Raw genomic sequence first — 18,039 nt, forward strand, 5'->3', positions numbered from 1 at the left:
TGACCGCCTTCTTCAGCGCCTTCGGCACCACGCTGAAACAGCGCTTCGCCGGCTGGAGCATCTTCCTGTTTTCGGCCGACCTCGGCTTGCCCAAGCTGCTGCGCCTGAAAGAAGCGCGCAAGACGCCCTTCTTCAACGGCGCGCTGGAATGCCGCCTGTTCCGCTTCGACATGGTGGCCGGCTTCAACCGGCGCGAAGCAGCCAAGCCAAAGGCAGAATGACCGCCCGCCGGCTTTCCTTGGCAAGGTTTTAATAAAACAAGCGCAATTTTTGCGCTTGTTTTACTTCTGGCAGCCCAGATCCCCGCATTTACCCCCACATCTCCCGAAAAAACAGCCTCCTCGGAAGCCGCCTTGCCCATGTGCATCATAGGCAAGGCGCGGCTGATATTTCCTGCTTGACATCTTTTCCAGATTACCCCAACAGATGCGCTAAAAACGCTTGCATTCCCTGCTCAGGTGACGAATAATACAAATACGAATTGTTCGCATTTACAGAAAGGACTATAATGAGCCAGACGATACGACGCGAAACACAAGTTGAGAAAACCCCTGTGTCCAGCATCACGAAGTCAGTTGCATCAGCAGTCACGCGAATCAAGAGCCAGGATCTGTTCAAGCAAATGCGCGAACTGGAAATTGATCACGGCGGCAGGATTTACAAGCTGCGGCTGACGCAATTGAACAAGCTGATCCTGACCGCTTAGTTAGCTTTCATCGAGCACGGCGGTTTTTAATTGATCCAACACCAGCCCGCCCGCAGCAAGCGCCAGCCAGCGAGTTACTGATATAGGAGTGCTGATGGTATCGGAGAAAATCAATCCGGCTTTTGTGGAGCCGAACGGTGCGCCGGCGCAGCCGGAGCTGCTGGTTTCGGCGGTGCTGCACCTGATGTCGCAGTACACCGCGAACAGCCAGGAAATCAGCGGTTGCGTCAAGCTGGCCTCGGTGATCGAGCGGCATTTGAAGGCGCTGGCGGATTTACCGAACCTGGCGCCGGTATTGCGCGCAACCTGCCTGCAGTTGTCGGAGCAGTGGGGCACGGTGGTAGAGAGTACGATGCCGCGGCCTGAGAAGTACAGCCTGTTCAGCAGGTTCGGGGCCGCCAACCGGGTTTGTTAATGAAGCATGGCGCAGTAACGGCCAACCGCCGCAAGAACATCTTTGTCGGCGGACTTTTATTTCTTAATCTGCCTTTTAACCATGGCAGTGAGGTACAAAATGATCGTTTGTATTTGCAATAACGTGTCGGATCGCAAAATCCGGCAGGCAGTCGATTCTGGCATGTCTTCCATGTCTGAATTGCGCGAGAACCTGGGGATTGCCACCTGCTGCGGGAAATGCCATTCCTGCGCGAAAAGCGTATTGCGCGAATGCCTGGATAACCGGGCCCCGGCTGCCCTTCGCCATGTTCAAGCATTGGTATTTCAACAAAACATACAAGCTGCTTAGTACCCAGCGGGATCAGCGCAACCATGTCGTCAGCAACAATCAGCTCCCCTGCGCTTGCGTGGAAAAAGATAAAACGCATCGGTCCCCTGGGGACGATCCTTCTGCTCCACGTCGCATTTTTCTGGGCCCTGGAAAGCGGCCTGATTCACCAGGCCGCGCAAGCCGTGCCAAAGGAAATCTTCGCCAGCTTCATCACGCCGGAAAAAGCGCCTGAACCGACACCACCCAAACCGCAGCCGGAAGCACCGAAAACCGTCGCTGTCGTCAAGAAAAACATTACCCCGCCGCGCCCTACGCCGGTAGTCAACAATACCCCGTCGGAAACCGCCATTTCAGTACCGACGCCGGCGCCGCAACCACCCCAGCATGAGGAACCGGCAGCCGTTGCGCCGCCAGCGCCGGCAGCCGCCCCGCCCCAGCCGCGCACCATCACTTCCGGGGTCGAATATATCCAGCCGCCCGACGTGAAATATCCGGCGGCCTCCAAACGCATGGGCGAAGAAGGCAAGTCGGTGATCCGCGTCCTGATCAATGAAAAAGGCCGTGCCGAGCGCGTCGAGGTGCAAAAATCCTCCGGCTCCAGCCGCCTTGACGATGCCGCCAAACAGGCGGTAATGCGGGCTTTGTTCAAGCCCTACATGGAAGATGGCAAGCCGCTGCCGGTATTTGCCATCGTACCTATCAATTTCCAGTTATCCAATTAATCAACGGCATCTCGGCGCTCCGCCGAGGCAGCCGCACTAGCCGCCGCACTCAATTTACAGATACAAGGGGAGTTCATCATGGAAGTAAGTCCGTACGGATTGGAAGCGCTCTGGAGCCAGGGCGATTTCGTCATTAAAAGCGTCGCCGTGCTGCTGGTGGCGATGTCGATTGCATCCTGGTATGTGATCCTGACCAAGGCCCTGCAGATCCTGCGCTTCCAGCGCGCCGCGCACGCCGCCGGCCATCAGTTCTGGGACACCACCAGCCTGCCGGAAGGCATCGCCACGCTGGGCACCGAGAATCCGTTTGCCGAAGTCGCCCAGGCCGGTGTCTCCTCGATGCGCCACCACGCCGCCCACAAGGGCCATTTGCACGATCAGCTGTCGGTCAGCGACTGGGTCACCCTGTCTCTGCGCCAAGCCATCGACGAGGTCTCAGGCAAGCTGCAGACCGGCATGGCGGTGCTGGCTTCAGTCGGCTCCACCGCGCCTTTTGTCGGCCTGTTCGGCACGGTCTGGGGCATTTACCACGCGCTGGTGTCGATCGGCACTTCTGGCCAGGCCAGCATCGACAAGGTCGCCGGTCCGGTCGGCGAAGCGCTGATCATGACCGCCCTTGGCCTGGCCGTGGCGATCCCGGCCACCTTCGGTTATAACGCCTTGGTGCGCGGCAACAAGACCATCATCGCCAAACTGAATAAATTCGGCTTTGACCTGCACGCCCTGTTTGTTACCGGCTCCCGTTCCAGCAACAACGAGGCGGACCATGCCAACGGCACGAATAATGGCGCCAAGCTGGTCGCCGTGAAAGGTGCATGATGGGCATGGGTTCCCTGTCCGATTCGGACGACGATTTCAATCCGGAGATCAACACCACGCCGCTGGTCGACGTGATGCTGGTGCTGCTGATCATCTTCATCATGACCATCCCGGTGATGAACCATGCGGTAAAGATCGATTTGCCGCGCGCCACCAACCAGCCTGACCAGACCAGGCCGGAAAACATCAACCTGTCCATCGACGCCGACGGCAAGCTGTTCTGGAATGACGAAGTGGTTGACCGCAACGAACTGAATGCACGGATAGCCGTTGCAGCGCAAAAGCAGCCGCAGCCGGAGTTGCATTTGCGCGCGGCGCGCACGGTGCAGTATGAAAAAGTGGCCCAGGTGATGGCAGCGGCGCAGTCCGGCGGCCTTGGAAAGATCGGCTTTGTCACCGATCCGGACGCCAAGTAGGTACAGCACTCAATAAGCATTCGCGGCGGCCAGCCGCCGCCTTTGCAAGAGCCTGCCCATGTCGCCATGCGCAGGCTTTTTCTTGTCCGGGGCTATTGTACCGATGCACAAATCACAATGAAAATGATTCGCGCTACCTGATGATGAAAAAGCTTATCGCATGCGCTATCATGGCTGCGATTTCGGTTGAAAGTCGTTTAAACGACGCGCCGATCAAGTGAGAAGCCGGCATATAGTCCAGAAATCCCCCGACTTTATCGCTGCGCGCTCCGCATCCCATCATAGCGAGGTTCCCATGCAAGGCGAAAAACAAATCATCACGCTGCTCAACGCGCAGCTGACCAACGAACTGACAGCGATCAACCAGTATTTCCTGCATGCCCGCATGTACAAGCACTGGGGCCTGGAAAAGCTCGGCAAGAAGGAGTACGAAGAATCGATCGGCGAAATGAAGCATGCCGACAAGCTGATCGACCGTATCCTGATGCTGAACGGCTTGCCAAACCTGCAAGCGCTGCACAAGCTGATGATTGGCGAATCGACGCCGGAGATGCTGCAATGCGACCTGAAACTGGAGCAAGGCGCGCAAAAAACCGTCAAGGACGGCATCGCTGCTTGCGAAAAGGCCGGCGATTATGTATCGCGTGAGCTGTTCAAGGAAATCCTTGAAGATACCGAAGAACATATCGACTGGCTGGAAACCCAGCTCGACCTGATCGACAAAGTCGGCCTGCAAAACTACCTGCAAAGCCAGATGGACGCTTAAACCGGATCTACCCGGGGTACCAGGCTCGCGGCTTCCGATTCATCATCGGAAGCCGTTTTTCTTTCCTCGGCCGCAGTTTGCTGATGTTTACTGCGCCAACGCCAGCAAACTGCGCATGACTGTTTCCGCCTTCAATGTCGGGCCAAGCGCCTCGACGATTTTGCGCCTGTTGGTATGACCATGGGTGACGATGACCTTGCTGCGCGGCACATCCAGCAGCTCCGCCAGATAGCGCACCAGCGCTTCATTCGCCTTGCCCTCGATGGGTTGCGCCTGCAGGCGCAGCTTGAGTACATTCTCCAGGGGGCCGATGATCTGGCTTTTCTTGGCGTTAGGCGTCACCTGCAGCGCCAGCCTGATGCCGCCGGCAATATCGGAGCACCATGCGGCGCCCGCCTTTTGGTTCATGCCACCGACATGATCAGGTAGATCACCAGCTGGTGCACCACCCGCAGCAGTATCAGCGCTGCCAGCGGCGACAGGTCGATATTGCCGATCAGCGGGATGATTCTGCGCAAAGGCCGCAGCAGCGGCTCATTGAGTGCCCGTACAAAGGGTGCCAGGGGTGCGTTCGGATTCACCCAGCTAAAGATCGCCTCGATGATCAGCAACGCAATCAGTCCGTAGAATACCCACTGAAAAAACAGCAGCGCCGACAGGCTGAAGATCAGCGAAGCACTCAGCGCCGACCTGACGCCCAGCTCCAGCAGGATGCAGATGACGGCAACCAGGGCCGCGCCTATCAGGCTGGCCCAGTCATAGCCGCCAACCCCCGGCAGCAAGCGCCGCAGCGGACGCACAGCCCAGTCGGACAAGGTAAAAATGAATTGCGCGAGCTGTTGCGGAGGCCGCACCCGCACCGCCTGGATCCAGAACCGAAGCAACAGGACACCGCCCAGGACGCTGGCGATGGTTTCGATAATCAAGGTGAAAATGTTCTGCAGCACGGCGTGTTTCCCTTTCCAGATGAAGCAACGATTCAGGCGAGCCGTCGTCAATCCGGGACGACCCAGCCCATTTACTGATAACTTACCCGAATTCGGGTGCAAGATGTAGGGCCTGTGGGCGAGCGCCACGTTTCAAGAAAAGAACGGACTTACCAGCTGGCTATCGTAGCAGTTATTTCAGGTTCGCTGACAGGCCCGCGTGGCCGGGCGCCACACGCATCGCAGTTGTCTGCTGCGCCGATATCCGTAGCCCCAAATAAAAACCCGCTGAAGGGCGCTAGGCCATTCAGCGGGCGATATACCTGAACTGAATCAGGTAAGCCGACAAACGCTAATTACGGGCGTGTGCCAGTTGGGAAAGGCCAGGCTGCTGCCGGGTTCAGCACGGTCGTTGCTGCTGGTGCCGCTGGCTTGGCTGCTGGCTTCTTGGCTGCAGGTTTCGCTGCGGCCTTTTTAACAGCTGGCTTGGCTGCAGCAGGTTTCGCTGCAGCTTTAGCTACTGGCTTTTTTGCTGCTGGCTTAGCCGCGACTTTCTTAACTGCCGGCTTTTTGGCCGCTGGTTTCGCTGCTGCCTTAGCAACCGGCTTCTTGGCTGCTGCTTTCTTCACTGCTGGCTTTTTGGCCGCAACAGCTTTCTTAGCAACCGGTTTCTTGGCTGCTGGTTTTGCTGCTGCTTTCTTAACTACTGGCTTTTTGGCCGCGACAGCTTTCTTAGCAACTGGTTTCTTAGCTGCTGGTTTTGCTGCTGCTTTCTTAGCTACTGGCTTTTTGGCCGCGACAGCTTTCTTAGCAACCGGTTTTTTGGCTGCTGGCTTTGCTGCTGCTTTCTTAGCTACTGGCTTTTTGGCCGCGACAGCTTTCTTAGCAACTGGTTTCTTAGCTGCTGGTTTTGCTTTAGCTGCTGGCTTCTTGGCCGGGGCTGCTTTCTTCGCAGCGGGTTTCTTCGCTGCGGGTTTCTTTGTTGCTGTTGCCATTTTGTTTCTCCTTCACGTGATGGAAAAAATCAAGCTCCAAGTTGGAAACCCGACGAACCCATCGCGATGGGAACGGCGGATTATTCATCGGCGCAATCAACTCTGCTTGCGCTAATGAATTCGGCACCAGCTGAACTGCTCCATCCCCTCATTGATGCAGCACTTCAGCCATTATTGGTTAAGGTCCTTTCCCCAGCTTCCGGGCCGGGAGGAAGAATTCGCATCACCTGTCGGCTGCGATCCTTAGCCAAAAAAACGCCAGCGGCTATGCCGGCGTCGGAATTCTGTTACAAAACGGTTAGTTTTTCCAAAGAAAACGCCGCCAAACCCGACTGAATCGGGGTAAGCGGCGACAACAGATAAGTACGTTTCTGTCTTTGGCTATTCATTAAATTTGGAAATCACCTTTTAGTTTGCAGACTTTTTTATAGTACTAAGCGCTGCAGGTTTCCATTTACCTCGTCCATCCACTTCATTATTCTTGTCCGAGATCTGAAGCCTTTATTCCCAGTTCAGGGCACCGCCTGTTTGATATTCGATTACACGAGTCTCAAAAAAGTTGCGTTCTTTTTTCAGATCGATCATCTCGCTCATCCAGGGGAAGGGATTTTCTTCCTGAGGGAACATCGGGTCCAGTCCGATCTGTTGCGCGCGGCGATTTGCGATGAACCGCAAATAACCTTTGAACATTGGCGCATTCAAACCGAGCACTCCACGCGGCATTGTATCCTCTGCGTAGCGATATTCCAACTCTACTGCGCTTAAAAACAACGCTTTGATCTCATCGCGGAATTCCGGCGTCCACAAATGCGGGTTTTCCATCTTGATTGTGTTGATCAGATCGATCCCGAAATTGCAGTGCATCGACTCGTCGCGCAGGATGTATTGATACTGTTCCGCCGCGCCCATCATCTTGTTCTGGCGGCCCAGGGCAAGGATCTGCGTGAAGCCGACGTAGAAGAAAAGGCCTTCCATGATGCAGGCGAAGACGATCAGCGAGCGCAGCAATTTCTGGTCGTTTTCAGTAGTGCCGGTCTTGAATTCAGGATCGGTCAGCGTATTGATGAAGGGGATCAGGAACTCGTCTTTGTCGCGGATCGATTTGACTTCGTGATAGGCGTTGAAGATTTCCGCCTCGTCCAGGCCGAGCGATTCCACGATGTATTGGTAGGCGTGGGTATGGATCGCTTCCTCGAAAGCCTGGCGCAGCAGGTACTGGCGGCATTCCGGCGCGGTGATGTGGCGGTAGGTGCCGAGCACGATATTGTTGGCGGCGAGCGAGTCGGCGGTGACGAAGAATCCCAGGTTGCGCTTGACCAGGCGGCGTTCGTCTTCGGTCAGGCCGTTCGGGTTCTTCCACAGCTCGATATCGCGCTGCATGTTGATTTCCTGCGGCATCCAGTGGTTGGCGCAGCCGGCCAGGTACTTGTCCCAGGCCCATTTGTACTTGAACGGCACCAGCTGGTTGACGTCGGTATGGCCGTTGATGATGCGCTTGTCCGCGGCATTGACGCGGTGCGTGACATCGACTGCAGGTGCAGCAGCTGCCTGCCCCACCAATGCCGGGTTGAGAGCGGTATCGGACATCTGCGGACGCGCCGAAGGAGCAAATGCCGGTTGCGCCGGCCCGGTACGAGGGGCCGAACTTTTTTCTTCATCCCAGGAGAGCATTCTTTATTCCTTTATCTTTCGTAGGGTGGGCAACCTTGCCCACGCGTGGCTTCAAAACCGTCACCACGTTTGCTTCCGTAACGCGCGGGCAGAAAAACCGCCCACCCTACTTTCTTTGCAATTGTTTCGTTATCTGACAGCTGTTACTGGCAAGCTTCGCACTCTTCGAACCCTGGATCGCCGGGACGCATGGTGCACGCCGGGCCATCCAGTTCCTGTGGCGCCGCTGCAACAGCAGCAGTGCCGTAAGTCGCCGCCGCACCGCCGCTGGCGCCGCCGTCTACCGACACGGCGTTCAGGGCGCCGGTCTTCGATGTCGACTTCTCGGTATGCGTCGCGCCAATGGTGCGCAGGTAATAAGTGGTCTTCAAGCCACGCAACCATGCCAGCTTGTAGGTTTCATCCAGCTTCTTGCCGGATGCGCCCGCCATATAGATATTCAGCGATTGCGCCTGGTCTATCCATTTCTGGCGACGCGACGCTGCTTCCACCAGCCAGGACGGCTCGACTTCGAATGCGGTGGCGTAGATGTCGCGCAGGTCTTGCGGGATGCGGTCGATCTTGGCCAGGCTGCCGTCGAAGTACTTGAGGTCGGAGATCATCACTTCGTCCCACAAGCCGCGCGCTTTCAGGTCGCGCACCAGGTATTCATTGATTTCAGTGAATTCGCCCGACAGGTTCGATTTCACGTACAGGTTCTGGTAAGTCGGCTCGATACAAGCCGATACGCCAATAATGTTCGAGATAGTCGCAGTCGGCGCAATCGCCACGCAATTCGAATTGCGCATGCCGAATTCCTTGATGCGGCCGCGCAGTTCGGTCCAGTCCAGCGAAGCGGACATGTCCGCCTCGAGATAACCGCCGCGCTCTTCCGCCAGCAGTTTCAGGGAATCCTGCGGCAGGATGCCGCGGTCCCACAGGGAACCGCGATAGCTGCTGTAACGGCCGCGCTCTTCCGCCAGTTCAGTCGACGCCCAATAGGCGTGGTAGCAGACCGCTTCCATCGACTTGTCGGCAAATTCAACCGCTGCTTGCGAGGCGTAAGGCACGCGCATCATGTGCAGGCAATCCTGGAAACCCATGATGCCGAGGCCAACCGGACGGTGCCGCAAGTTGGAATCGCGCGCTTTCTTCACTGCATAATAGTTAATATCGATCACATTATCCAGCATGCGCATCGCAGTATTGATGGTTTTCTGCAACTTGGCGCGGTCCAGCTGGCCGTCTTTCATGTGGGCCGGCAGGTTGACCGAGCCCAGGTTGCACACGGCGATCTCGGATTCGTTGGTGTTGAGCGTGATCTCGGTGCACAGGTTGGAGCTGTGGACCATGCCGACGTGCTGCTGCGGCGAACGGATGTTGCATGGGTCCTTGAAGGTGATCCATGGATGGCCGGTTTCAAACAGCATCGACAGCATCTTGCGCCACAGGTCCAGCGCCTGAATCTTCTTGAACAGGCGCAGGTCGCCGCGGGCGGCCCGGGCTTCGTAGCCGGTATACGCTTCCTCGAAGGCCCTGCCGACCTTGTCGTGCAGGTCTGGCGCATCGCTTGGCGAGAACAGGGTCCACTCGCCCTTTTCCATGACGCGCTTCATGAACAGGTCCGGAATCCAGTTGGCGGTGTTCATGTCGTGGGTGCGGCGGCGGTCGTCGCCGGTATTTTTGCGCAGGTCGAGGAATTCCTCGATGTCCATGTGCCAGGTTTCCAGGTAGGCGCAGACCGCGCCCTTGCGTTTGCCGCCCTGGTTGACCGCGACGGCGGTATCGTTGACCACTTTCAGGAACGGCACCACGCCTTGCGACTTGCCGTTGGTGCCCTTGATATGGGCGCCCAGCGAACGCACCGGAGTCCAGTCGTTGCCCAGGCCGCCTGCATATTTGGCCAACAAGGCGTTTTCCTTGATCGCTTCGTAGATGCCGTCGAGATCGTCGGCCACGGTAGTCAGGTAGCAGGACGACAGCTGCGAGCGTTGCGTGCCCGAGTTGAACAGGGTCGGCGTCGAGCTCATGAAATCGAAGCTGGACAGCAGGTTGTAGAACTCGATGGCGCGCGCTTCGCGGTTGACTTCATTCAGCGCCAGGCCCATCGCTACCCGCATGTAGAACGCTTGCGGCATTTCGATGCGGATCTCGCGGACGTGCAGAAAATAACGGTCGTACAGGGTCTGCAAGCCGAGGTAACCGAATTGCAGGTCACGCTCCGGCTTCAATGCTTCGCCCAGTGCTTTCAGGTCGAATTGCGCCAGCTTGGCATCCAGCAAGTCGGCTTCAATACCCTTTTTAATAAATTTCGGGAAATATTCAAGATATTCCGCCGGCGCATCGGCTTGCGCCACTTCCTTGCCGAACACTTCCTTGCGGATCGTGTGCATCAGCAGGCGCGCAGTAACCGTGCTGTAGGCAGGGTCTTTTTCCATCAGCGCACGGGCTGCCAGGATCGCCGACTTGTGCAGTTCTTCGACCGGCACGCCGTCGTACAGGTTCTTGACGGTCTCGGCCAGGATGGCTTCAGCGTCGACGTGTTTTTCCAGGCCGATGCAAGCGGCGGTAATCAGGCTGCGCACCTGTTCCATGTCCAGCACGCGGCGCTGGCCGTCTTCGGTCACGAACAATTCGGTGCCGGCTACGGTCGGCTTGGCGCCGGTCTGCTGCTGCGAACGCTCTTCCATGCGCTTGGCGCGGTACAGCACGTAGGCACGCGCCACGTCGTGCTCGCCGGAGCGCATCAGGGACAGTTCGACCTGGTCCTGGATGTCTTCAATATGGAAAGTGCCGCCATTCGGCTGGCGGCGCACCAGGGCGGCGACGACGTTCGAAGTCAGCTGTTCGACCAGCTCGCGCACCCGTGCCGATGCCGCACCCTGGCCGCCGTTGACGGCGAGGAATGCCTTGGTGACGGCGATCGAGATCTTGGACGGTTCAAAACCGACTACGGCGCCATTGCGGCGGATGATTCGGTAGTCGCCGAAACTGCTGGATACCTTGACGGGAGAGCCGCTGCCGGTTGATGGCTGAACACCAGCGATGTCGGCTGATGATTTAACGGAAATTTCTTGAGTAGATTGCACTGAGCCTCCCGAGACTGTGAAAGCAGGCGAAACAATTACGCCTGCTGTTATTAATTAGAACCTTGGAACCATTGATGGTTCATATACTGTTATTACTGCATCAGCCAATGCTGTTCAGCTGTTGACCCAGCGACTGCCTGTCGGCAGGCGTTCGCGACCGATGCCCAAATCAAGATAAAAAGAGAAAAACCAGCGTTAAAAGAATGGTTGGCGAAGACCGCCAACAAACCCAGAGGCCGCTGAGCAGCCTGTCCGACACCTGCATTTATACTGACGTGAGTACAAAAACAAAACACCACATAGGTGGACAGACCATGCAAAGCAAACCAAGGACGAAATACGAGAAAAGACACTACAAACACTACATATAGTTCTCTGGATTTGATTTTTACTAATTGTAGTACCTAGAACTCGCCGATGCAATCCAAAAGTACGATCTTTTTTATATACAAAAAGAGACTAATCAATTGACTTTTTTGTCTATGGCCGGAAAGCGCAGCGCAGGTTCGCCTGGCGATTTTGGTGCATGCCCGGCTAAGGCTTGCTGGTATTGGGTCCAGTCAAAAAACGGACCGGGATCGGTCTTTCTGCCGGGGGCAATATGCTCGTGTCCGGCGACCGCGGCGAGAGGGTAATGCAACTGCAAGGCATGGGTCAATGCCGCCAGCGCTCGATATTGCAGCGCGGAAAATTGTTCGAAATCGCTGCCTTCCAGCTCGATGCCGATTGAGAAATCATTGCAGCGCTCACGGCCTTCGAAACACGATGCGCCCGCATGCCAGGCCCTGTCGTTGGCGGAGACAAACTGGACTACCCCGCCATCGCGCAGTATCAGGAAATGGGAAGAAACCCTGAGCGGGCGCAGCTGTTCGAAATAAGGATGGGCGTCATAATCGAGGCGATTGCCGAACAGGTCGGCAATATAAGGGCCGCCAAACTGCCCTGGCGGCAGGCTAATGTTATGGATCACCAGCAGATCGGCGACGCAGCCTTCCGGCCTGGCGTCGCAATTGGGGGAAGACTGGCGCACGACTTCATCGGGACGGCACCAGCCGTCTGCGCCGATTGCAAAACTTGGGGGAAGCGGTTTTTGCTGCTCCGTCATTATTACCTGGTCCTAATCTTGCTCGTGGATCGACAATCGTTGCATCCGGTAGCGCAGCTGGCGAAAACTGATGCCCAGCAAATCGGCTGCCTTGGTGCGGTTGAAATGCGTACGCGTCAACGCCTGCCGGATGACGTCGCGCTCGATATCGTCAAGATAGTCCGGCAGCGATGACGGCAGTTCGCCGCCATTCAATTGTACCGCCGTGCCGGGTGCAGCCGATTCCAGGTTCGCCGCCATGGACACGCCGGCAACCGCTGCGGCCTCGCTGTAGTGATCGGCCAGGTCCGGGATTTCCGCCGGCCGTCCCTGGCCGCCCTTCAAACCCAGATCCGCCACTTCGATTACGCCGTCGTTGGCAAACGCCAGCGCCCGCTCCAGGATATTTTCCAGTTCGCGCACATTGCCCGGAAACGCATAAGCGCAAAGCGCCGACAACGCCGCCGGCGCCAGCGTCACCTGTTCCGCCTGCGGTGTAAACGTCGACAGGCGCGCCAGAATCGCTGCAACCAGCAGGCCGATGTCGTCCAGCCGCTCGCGCAGCGGCGGCAATTTTAATTCGATGACATTCAAACGATAGTACAAATCCTGGCGAAATCTACCTGATTCGACACACTCGGCCAGATTCTGGTGGGTGGCGCTGACCAGGCGGACATCTACCGCCTCCTCCACCGTCGCCCCGACCTTGCGCACACGGCGCTCCTGGATCGCGCGCAACAGCTTGACCTGCATCGCCAGCGGCAGGTCGGCGACCTCGTCCAGCAGCAAGGTGCCGCCGTTGGCGGCCTGGAAAAAACCGTCGCGGTCGTCGGCGGCGCCGGTAAACGCGCCTTTGCGATAGCCGAAGAACTCCGCTTCCATCAAGGCTTCCGGGATGGCGCCGCAGTTGACGGCGACAAACGGCTTGTCGGCGCGCGGACTGAGCGCATGGATATCGCGCGCCGCCAGTTCCTTGCCGCTGCCGGACTCGCCCGTGATCGCCACCGGCGCCATACTGCGCGCCAGGCGCACGATCTGGGTGCGCAGTTCCTGCATGGCGGCAGACTGGCCGATCAGGCGCAACGCCGAACCTGAGCCGGCGTTGCGCTTGGAATCCGCCGCCGGACGCTGGTTTTCCACCGGCTTGCCGACACGCAGCGCCGATTGCACCATCAGGCGCAGCTGGTCCAGCGCCACCGGTTTCGATAAATAATCGAAAGCGCCTGCCTTCAACGCCATGACGGCATTGTCGGCGCTGCCGTAGGCGGTGATCACGGCAATCGGTATGACCTTTTCGCCAGCGGTGACTTCGCGCACCAGCTCGATCCCGAGCCCGTCCGGCAGGCGCATGTCGGTCAGGACCAGCGCATAGTCGTTTTGCGCCAGATGGCTGCGCGCAGCGGACAGGCTGTCGGCGCTGTCGACATCCAGCCCCATCTTGACCAAGGCGATTTCCAGCAGTTCGCGCAGGTGCGCTTCGTCGTCAACAACCAGAATACGGGGTGAGCTCATGGCATTCGTCTTTTTCAGTCAGTTCTAATCAGGAGACACGGGGTCATGGGCAGCAAACGCAATAACAAAACGACCACTCACATGGCTGGAGTTCTGTCCTTGGACATCATGCCGGTATTCATAATCGAGCAACGCGCCGTTATTCAAGCATAACTCGCGCGCCAAAAACAAGCCCAGCCCGGTGCCCTTGCTGGAGGTGGTATAAAACGGCTCGAACAGGTGCGCCCGCACCGCCGGTGAAATCGGTTCGCCGTCGTCCTGCACATGCAGCTCCAGCCGCCCGGCGACGCTGGACATGACCTGCAGGCGCATCCCGCCTGGCCCGCCGCTGGCGTAACGCACCGCGTTCGACAGCAGGTTGGTCACGACTTCACGCAGATGCAAAGGGTCGAACCAGACGCTCTGCCGGTCCGCGGCGTCGATCTGCAAATCGATCGCGGCCGGCGCCACCGCATGGGTCTGCCTGAAATCCCTGACGATATCCTGCAGCAAGGGCGCCAGCAAAATCGGTTCGAGTTGCCGCTGCGCCTTGCGCGACAGCTTCAGGATATCCTCAATCATGCGGTTCAGGCGCGCCACGTTGTCTTCGATGATGGTCAGCAGGCGCGCCTCCGCCTCGTCGGTCGCCTCTTCCGCCAGCAAGGTCGCGGCATAGGAAATCGACGCCAGCGGATTGCGCACCTCATGCGCGATGCTGGCGGTCAGGCGGCCCATGGCGGCGAGTTTGAGCTGCTGGGCCTGGTTCTCGATTTCACTGACATCCTGCAAAAAGATGACCGCGCGGTATTCGCTCAGCTCGCGCATCCTGACCGCGGCAAAGCGCACTTTCAAATGCGCCGCCAGTTCGCGCCGGCCGCTCCAGTCGATGGCGGCGGCGTCCTGCCCAAGGTCATCGGTATGCTTAATGGTGACGAATACCGCCTCGCCCACTGCCGGTGAAACCGCATGCGGCAGGTCGCTGACCCGCGATTCCCAGGCAAACAAGGCATCGGTTATCGGCGCCAGCACCGCATAGTCGCTCAGCTTGTGCTGCTGTTCTTCGTCCGACAAGGACAGGCCCAGCATGCGCTCCGCCGCCGGGTTCGCCATGATCAGGGTGCCAAGCGGATCGACTACCAGCAAGCCGTCGCCCATGTCCTTGATCGCGATGCGATTGATATCCATTTGCACCCGCAAGTCCCTGCCACGCTGGGTCGCCAGTTCCTCTTGCTTGATCAGCTTGTCGGCCAGCCGGTTGATGACAAGCACGGCAAAAAAGAAAGCGCCGCCATACAAACCGGCTTGCAGGGAGGAGGCGTCCGGCGCCGACTGCAGGATCTGGTAACCGCTTTCCGCTAGCAGCACCATGGTCGCAATCGAGACAAACAACAGCGCCACCAGCAGCGGCGCCAGGATGGCTGCGCCGGCCAGGGGAAACAGATACAGGATCGCCAGGCCACCCTTGGCGCCGCCGGCGCCTATATACAGGATAGACACCGCGATTATGTCGACCGTGATCGGCAGCACTATCTGCGCCATGTAATGGCGGTGGTAATAAGCGGTGACCAGCGTGAAGAGGGCCGCGCACAGCAGGTAGACGCTGCAGGTCTGCGGATTGGTAAACAGCTGCGAGAACCAGGTTTCGTTTTTGCTCTGGGTGCTGAGGTAAGCCAGCATCACCATCGCCACCACGATCCGGGTCACGTTGAAGGTCTGCAGCGTGCGCCAGAAAGTATCCGGTTTACCGTTCAGCGCAGTGGGGCTGGGGCTAGTCATGTGCGCCGTGTCTCATTCTTGTCTCATTCTTGTCCCACAATGGATCGTGCAGCCGCAAGCCTGACGCGCTCAAGCGCCGGCTTCGACTGGAATGTGCATAACGGCTCAAGTGGGCAGGGTTCAGGTCGAATGCAGGCGACGGTGTTCCGCGCTGCAGAAAACCGCGCCGGAAGCATCGGCCATGGCCTCCGATGCCGGGAAATGCATGCCGCAATGGGCGCAAGCCACTATGGCTTCGGCCTGCGGCGAATCGCTGGCGGCGGAAGCCGCGGCGCCGCTGCTAAAGGTCGGCTCGCCTGGTGCGGGACGATTCTGGGTGAGGTTCTTTTTCAGGCGCTGCAGCCAGACGATGACAGCCAGGACGACGACAATCAAAATAATCAGTTTCATACTAATACCCGATGCAACACAACTTCAAGCACAAAGCGGCTCCCTACATACGCCAATAACAAAACGGCAAATCCGGTCAGGGTAAAACTGAGCGCAGTGCGGCCGCGCCAGCCCTGCCACCTGCGGCCCGCCAGCAGCAGCCCGAACAAGGCCCATGACAACATGGTGAAAATGGTCTTGTGATCCCATTTGAAAGCCTTGTTGAACAGTTCTTCCGAAAACACCACGCCCGACAGCACCGTCAGCGTCAGCAGGAAAAATCCGAAAGCAATCAGGCGGAACAGCAGCTTTTCCATGGTCAGCAAGGCCGGCAACCGATCCAGCGCAACCCCGAACCAGCCGGCTTTCGCCCCGCCCGGCCGGGTATGCAGGCGCGACTCCTGCAATACCATTAGCACTGCGTGGAATGCGGCGATAGTCAGGGTGCTGTAGGCCAGGATGGAAATCACGATATGCCACAGGAACACCGGCGACTTGCCGTTCAGCGGCACCATATTGCCCGGGAATATGGCCGGCAGAATCGCCGCCAGCGCCGCCATCGGCAACACCAGGACCCGCAGGCCGTCCAAGGTATAGTTGCGGTTCTCCAGCCAGTAGGCCGCGACCGACACCCATAAGATGGCCGACAGCATCATCGAAAACCCGACCCGCAACTGTTCCGGCCCGACCACGTCGGACCACAGCACGCCGCCGTGCAGCACCCAGGCGGCGGCGACAACAATGGAAATGGTCTGGCGCCGGCTCGACGGCAAAAAGGTGCAGCCTATATATAGCAGCGCCACCAGAACGAAAAGATATGTTTGCATCGTGTAAGTTTACAACATGTGGCGTCTGCGCGGCGTGCTCAAACAGCGCGGTTGACCAGCCCCGGTAAGGCGGGCCTTCATTTCTTGCATCTTGTACATCATCCGCGGCGATCCCGGACGCACGCCGCTATTCCCGGGTCAGCCGCGGCCAGCATCAGGTAAAATGGCTGTTTACATGCATTATCGTGGCCATTTTAATGCGCGTCGGGGTGTTGCCGACGCAAAAACCGGGCCACATTGACCCATCGCAGTTCTTCTGGAAACGCTGTTACCCATGCTCGACAATCTGACCCAACGCCTCGCCAAAGTCGTCAAAACCATGCGCGGCGAAGCGCGCCTTACCGAAACCAATACTGCGGAAATGTTGCGCGAAGTGCGCCTGGCCTTGCTGGAAGCCGACGTCGCCTTGCCGGCGGTGCGCGAGTTCATCGCCAACGTCAAGCAAAAAGCGCTGGGCGAAGAAGTGATTGCTTCGCTGACCCCGGGCCAAGCCCTGGTCGGCGTGGTACAGCGCGAACTGGCCTCGCTGATGGGCGCCGACCTCGGTCCCGAGGCGTCGCAGCTGAATTTCGCCACCCAGCCACCGGCGATCATCCTGATGGCGGGCTTGCAGGGCGCCGGTAAAACCACCACCGTCGGCAAGCTGGCCAAATACCTGCGCGAACAAAAGAAGAAAAAAGTACTGACCGTTTCGGCCGACGTCTACCGCCCGGCCGCGATCGGCCAGCTGCAGACCGTGACCGCCCAGGTCGGCGCCGACTTCTTCCCCACCGCCACCACCGACAAGCCGGTCGAGATCGCTTTGGCTGCGCTGGACTATGCCAAGCGCCATTATCACGATGTCCTGATCATCGACACCGCCGGCCGGCTCGGCATCGACGAAGCGATGATGAAGGAAATCAGCGCCATCCACGCCGCCGTCAAGCCGATCGAAACCCTGTTCGTGGTCGACGCCATGCTCGGCCAGGACGCCATCAATACCGCCAAGGCCTTCAGCGACGCCCTGCCGCTGACCGGCATCGTGCTGACCAAACTGGACGGCGATGCGCGCGGCGGCGCGGCGCTGTCGGTCAGGCACATCACCGGCAAGCCGATCAAGTTCGCCGGCACCGCGGAAAAGCTGGACGGCCTGGAAGCCTTCGATCCGACCCGCATGGCCAACCGCATCCTCGGCATGGGCGACATCCTGGCGCTGGTCGAAGAAGCCCAGAAAGGCGTCGACGTCGCCGCGGCCAAGGACCTGGCGCACAAGATCAAGGGCGGCGGCAAATTCGACCTGAACGACTTCAAGGCGCAGCTCGGCCAGATGAAGAAAATGGGCGGCTTGTCCAACCTGATGGACAAATTGCCGGCGCAATTCCAGCAGGCGGCAGGCGGCGCCAATATGGACCAGGCGGAAAAACAGGTGCGCCGGATGGAGGGCATCATCAACTCGATGACTGCCCAGGAACGGGCCAAACCGGAGCTGATCAAGGCTTCGCGCAAACGCCGCATTGCCGTCGGCGCCGGCGTCCAGGTGCAGGAAGTCAACCGCATGCTGTCGCAATTTGACCAAATGCAGTCGATGATGAAAAAACTCAAAGGCGGCGGCATGATGAAAATGATGCGCGGCATGAAAGGCATGATGCCGGGCATGCGCTAAACACTGCGCCGCCACTCGCGCAGTACCCTGAAAA

Annotated in this window: 18 protein-coding genes and 1 pseudogene; 9 read left to right on the forward strand and 10 right to left on the reverse strand. The window is 58.4% G+C overall.

What is annotated here, in order from left to right:
- From JWQ61_RS08625 to bfr, 8 genes and pseudogenes are all read left to right on the forward strand, one after another.
- Positions 1-221: pseudogene (locus tag JWQ61_RS08625) on the forward strand (class I SAM-dependent RNA methyltransferase); the annotation flags it as partial.
- A gap of 287 nt (positions 222-508) precedes the next feature.
- Positions 509-706 (forward strand): hemin uptake protein HemP, encoded by a 198-nt coding sequence (gene hemP / locus JWQ61_RS08630; RefSeq protein ID WP_061541685.1) that lies wholly within the window; start codon positions 509-511, stop codon positions 704-706.
- 94 nt (positions 707-800) lie between these two features.
- A complete protein-coding gene (locus JWQ61_RS08635) occupies positions 801-1,121 on the forward strand; it encodes a hypothetical protein (protein WP_304360166.1) in 321 nt (106 codons plus the stop codon).
- 99 nt (positions 1,122-1,220) lie between these two features.
- Positions 1,221-1,451, forward strand: a complete 231-nt coding sequence (locus JWQ61_RS08640; RefSeq protein WP_120237621.1) for a bacterioferritin-associated ferredoxin — start codon at positions 1,221-1,223, stop codon at positions 1,449-1,451.
- Positions 1,452-1,474: 23 nt separating this feature from the next.
- Entirely contained in the window at positions 1,475-2,155 is a 681-nt protein-coding gene (locus JWQ61_RS08645; RefSeq protein WP_304360167.1) for an energy transducer TonB, read from the forward strand.
- A 78-nt stretch (positions 2,156-2,233) separates the two neighbouring features.
- Positions 2,234-2,974, forward strand: coding sequence for a MotA/TolQ/ExbB proton channel family protein (locus JWQ61_RS08650; RefSeq protein WP_120234338.1), 741 nt, complete (start codon positions 2,234-2,236; stop codon positions 2,972-2,974).
- Positions 2,974-3,390, forward strand: coding sequence for a biopolymer transporter ExbD (locus JWQ61_RS08655; protein ID WP_304360188.1), 417 nt, complete (start codon positions 2,974-2,976; stop codon positions 3,388-3,390). Before JWQ61_RS08650 ends, JWQ61_RS08655 begins: the two co-directional genes overlap by 1 nt.
- A 295-nt stretch (positions 3,391-3,685) precedes the next feature.
- On the forward strand, positions 3,686-4,156 hold the full coding sequence (gene bfr / locus JWQ61_RS08660; protein ID WP_014007847.1) for a bacterioferritin: 471 nt from the start codon (positions 3,686-3,688) through the stop codon (positions 4,154-4,156).
- 87 nt (positions 4,157-4,243) lie between these two features.
- Here bfr and JWQ61_RS08665 read toward each other — a convergent pair whose 3' ends face one another.
- The 10 genes from JWQ61_RS08665 to JWQ61_RS08710 all read right to left on the reverse strand — a co-directional run bounded on the left by JWQ61_RS08665 (position 4,244) and on the right by JWQ61_RS08710 (position 16,363).
- Positions 4,244-4,564 carry a DUF167 domain-containing protein gene (locus JWQ61_RS08665; RefSeq protein ID WP_304360168.1) on the reverse strand — a complete coding sequence of 107 codons (321 nt, stop codon included), beginning with the start codon at positions 4,562-4,564 and terminating at the stop codon, positions 4,244-4,246.
- Positions 4,561-5,103, reverse strand: coding sequence for a YggT family protein (locus JWQ61_RS08670; protein WP_304360169.1), 543 nt, complete (start codon positions 5,101-5,103; stop codon positions 4,561-4,563). Before JWQ61_RS08670 ends, JWQ61_RS08665 begins: the two co-directional genes overlap by 4 nt.
- A 335-nt stretch (positions 5,104-5,438) precedes the next feature.
- Positions 5,439-6,077, reverse strand: a complete 639-nt coding sequence (locus tag JWQ61_RS08675; RefSeq protein WP_304360170.1) for a histone H1-like repetitive region-containing protein — start codon at positions 6,075-6,077, stop codon at positions 5,439-5,441.
- 501 nt (positions 6,078-6,578) lie between these two features.
- Entirely contained in the window at positions 6,579-7,748 is a 1,170-nt protein-coding gene (locus JWQ61_RS08680) for a ribonucleotide-diphosphate reductase subunit beta (protein WP_120234334.1), read from the reverse strand.
- Positions 7,749-7,891: 143 nt separating this feature from the next.
- Positions 7,892-10,816: a ribonucleoside-diphosphate reductase subunit alpha gene (locus JWQ61_RS08685; protein ID WP_304360171.1), complete on the reverse strand. Its 2,925-nt coding sequence runs from the start codon at positions 10,814-10,816 to the stop codon at positions 7,892-7,894.
- Between the two features lie 463 nt (positions 10,817-11,279).
- Positions 11,280-11,921 carry a 1,6-anhydro-N-acetylmuramyl-L-alanine amidase AmpD gene (ampD, locus tag JWQ61_RS08690; RefSeq protein WP_304360172.1) on the reverse strand — a complete coding sequence of 214 codons (642 nt, stop codon included), beginning with the start codon at positions 11,919-11,921 and terminating at the stop codon, positions 11,280-11,282.
- Between the two features lie 12 nt (positions 11,922-11,933).
- Positions 11,934-13,412: a sigma-54 dependent transcriptional regulator gene (locus JWQ61_RS08695; protein ID WP_304360173.1), complete on the reverse strand. Its 1,479-nt coding sequence runs from the start codon at positions 13,410-13,412 to the stop codon at positions 11,934-11,936.
- A 24-nt stretch (positions 13,413-13,436) separates the two neighbouring features.
- Positions 13,437-15,167: a PAS domain-containing sensor histidine kinase gene (locus JWQ61_RS08700; protein ID WP_304360174.1), complete on the reverse strand. Its 1,731-nt coding sequence runs from the start codon at positions 15,165-15,167 to the stop codon at positions 13,437-13,439.
- 120 nt (positions 15,168-15,287) lie between these two features.
- Entirely contained in the window at positions 15,288-15,557 is a 270-nt protein-coding gene (locus JWQ61_RS08705; RefSeq protein WP_304360175.1) for a PP0621 family protein, read from the reverse strand.
- Complete coding sequence (locus JWQ61_RS08710; RefSeq protein WP_304360176.1) at positions 15,554-16,363, reverse strand: inner membrane protein YpjD; 810 nt, start codon at positions 16,361-16,363, stop codon at positions 15,554-15,556. Before JWQ61_RS08710 ends, JWQ61_RS08705 begins: the two co-directional genes overlap by 4 nt.
- Before the next feature lie 274 nt (positions 16,364-16,637).
- Here JWQ61_RS08710 and ffh point away from each other — a divergent pair, with 274 nt between their 5' ends.
- Positions 16,638-18,005, forward strand: a complete 1,368-nt coding sequence (gene ffh, locus JWQ61_RS08715) for a signal recognition particle protein (protein ID WP_304360177.1) — start codon at positions 16,638-16,640, stop codon at positions 18,003-18,005.
- Positions 18,006-18,039: the final 34 nt, after the last annotated feature.

This window comes from Collimonas fungivorans, from assembly GCF_028292705.1.
Taxonomy (GTDB): domain Bacteria; phylum Pseudomonadota; class Gammaproteobacteria; order Burkholderiales; family Burkholderiaceae_D; genus Collimonas; species Collimonas fungivorans_B.

Coding starts and splice junctions, on each gene's coding strand:
- hemP (WP_061541685.1), top strand. CDS start 509: ATGAGCCAGACGATACGACGCGAAACACAAGTTGAGAAAACCCCTGTG.
- JWQ61_RS08675 (WP_304360170.1), bottom strand. CDS start 6,077: ATGGCAACAGCAACAAAGAAACCCGCAGCGAAGAAACCCGCTGCGAAG.
- ffh (WP_304360177.1), top strand. CDS start 16,638: ATGCTCGACAATCTGACCCAACGCCTCGCCAAAGTCGTCAAAACCATG.
- JWQ61_RS08665 (WP_304360168.1), bottom strand. CDS start 4,564: ATGAACCAAAAGGCGGGCGCCGCATGGTGCTCCGATATTGCCGGCGGC.
- JWQ61_RS08655 (WP_304360188.1), top strand. CDS start 2,974: ATGGGCATGGGTTCCCTGTCCGATTCGGACGACGATTTCAATCCGGAG.
- JWQ61_RS08710 (WP_304360176.1), bottom strand. CDS start 16,363: ATGCAAACATATCTTTTCGTTCTGGTGGCGCTGCTATATATAGGCTGC.
- ampD (WP_304360172.1), bottom strand. CDS start 11,921: ATGACGGAGCAGCAAAAACCGCTTCCCCCAAGTTTTGCAATCGGCGCA.
- JWQ61_RS08650 (WP_120234338.1), top strand. CDS start 2,234: ATGGAAGTAAGTCCGTACGGATTGGAAGCGCTCTGGAGCCAGGGCGAT.
- JWQ61_RS08635 (WP_304360166.1), top strand. CDS start 801: ATGGTATCGGAGAAAATCAATCCGGCTTTTGTGGAGCCGAACGGTGCG.
- bfr (WP_014007847.1), top strand. CDS start 3,686: ATGCAAGGCGAAAAACAAATCATCACGCTGCTCAACGCGCAGCTGACC.
- JWQ61_RS08700 (WP_304360174.1), bottom strand. CDS start 15,167: ATGACTAGCCCCAGCCCCACTGCGCTGAACGGTAAACCGGATACTTTC.
- JWQ61_RS08705 (WP_304360175.1), bottom strand. CDS start 15,557: ATGAAACTGATTATTTTGATTGTCGTCGTCCTGGCTGTCATCGTCTGG.
- JWQ61_RS08645 (WP_304360167.1), top strand. CDS start 1,475: ATGTCGTCAGCAACAATCAGCTCCCCTGCGCTTGCGTGGAAAAAGATA.
- JWQ61_RS08695 (WP_304360173.1), bottom strand. CDS start 13,412: ATGAGCTCACCCCGTATTCTGGTTGTTGACGACGAAGCGCACCTGCGC.
- JWQ61_RS08680 (WP_120234334.1), bottom strand. CDS start 7,748: ATGCTCTCCTGGGATGAAGAAAAAAGTTCGGCCCCTCGTACCGGGCCG.
- JWQ61_RS08640 (WP_120237621.1), top strand. CDS start 1,221: ATGATCGTTTGTATTTGCAATAACGTGTCGGATCGCAAAATCCGGCAG.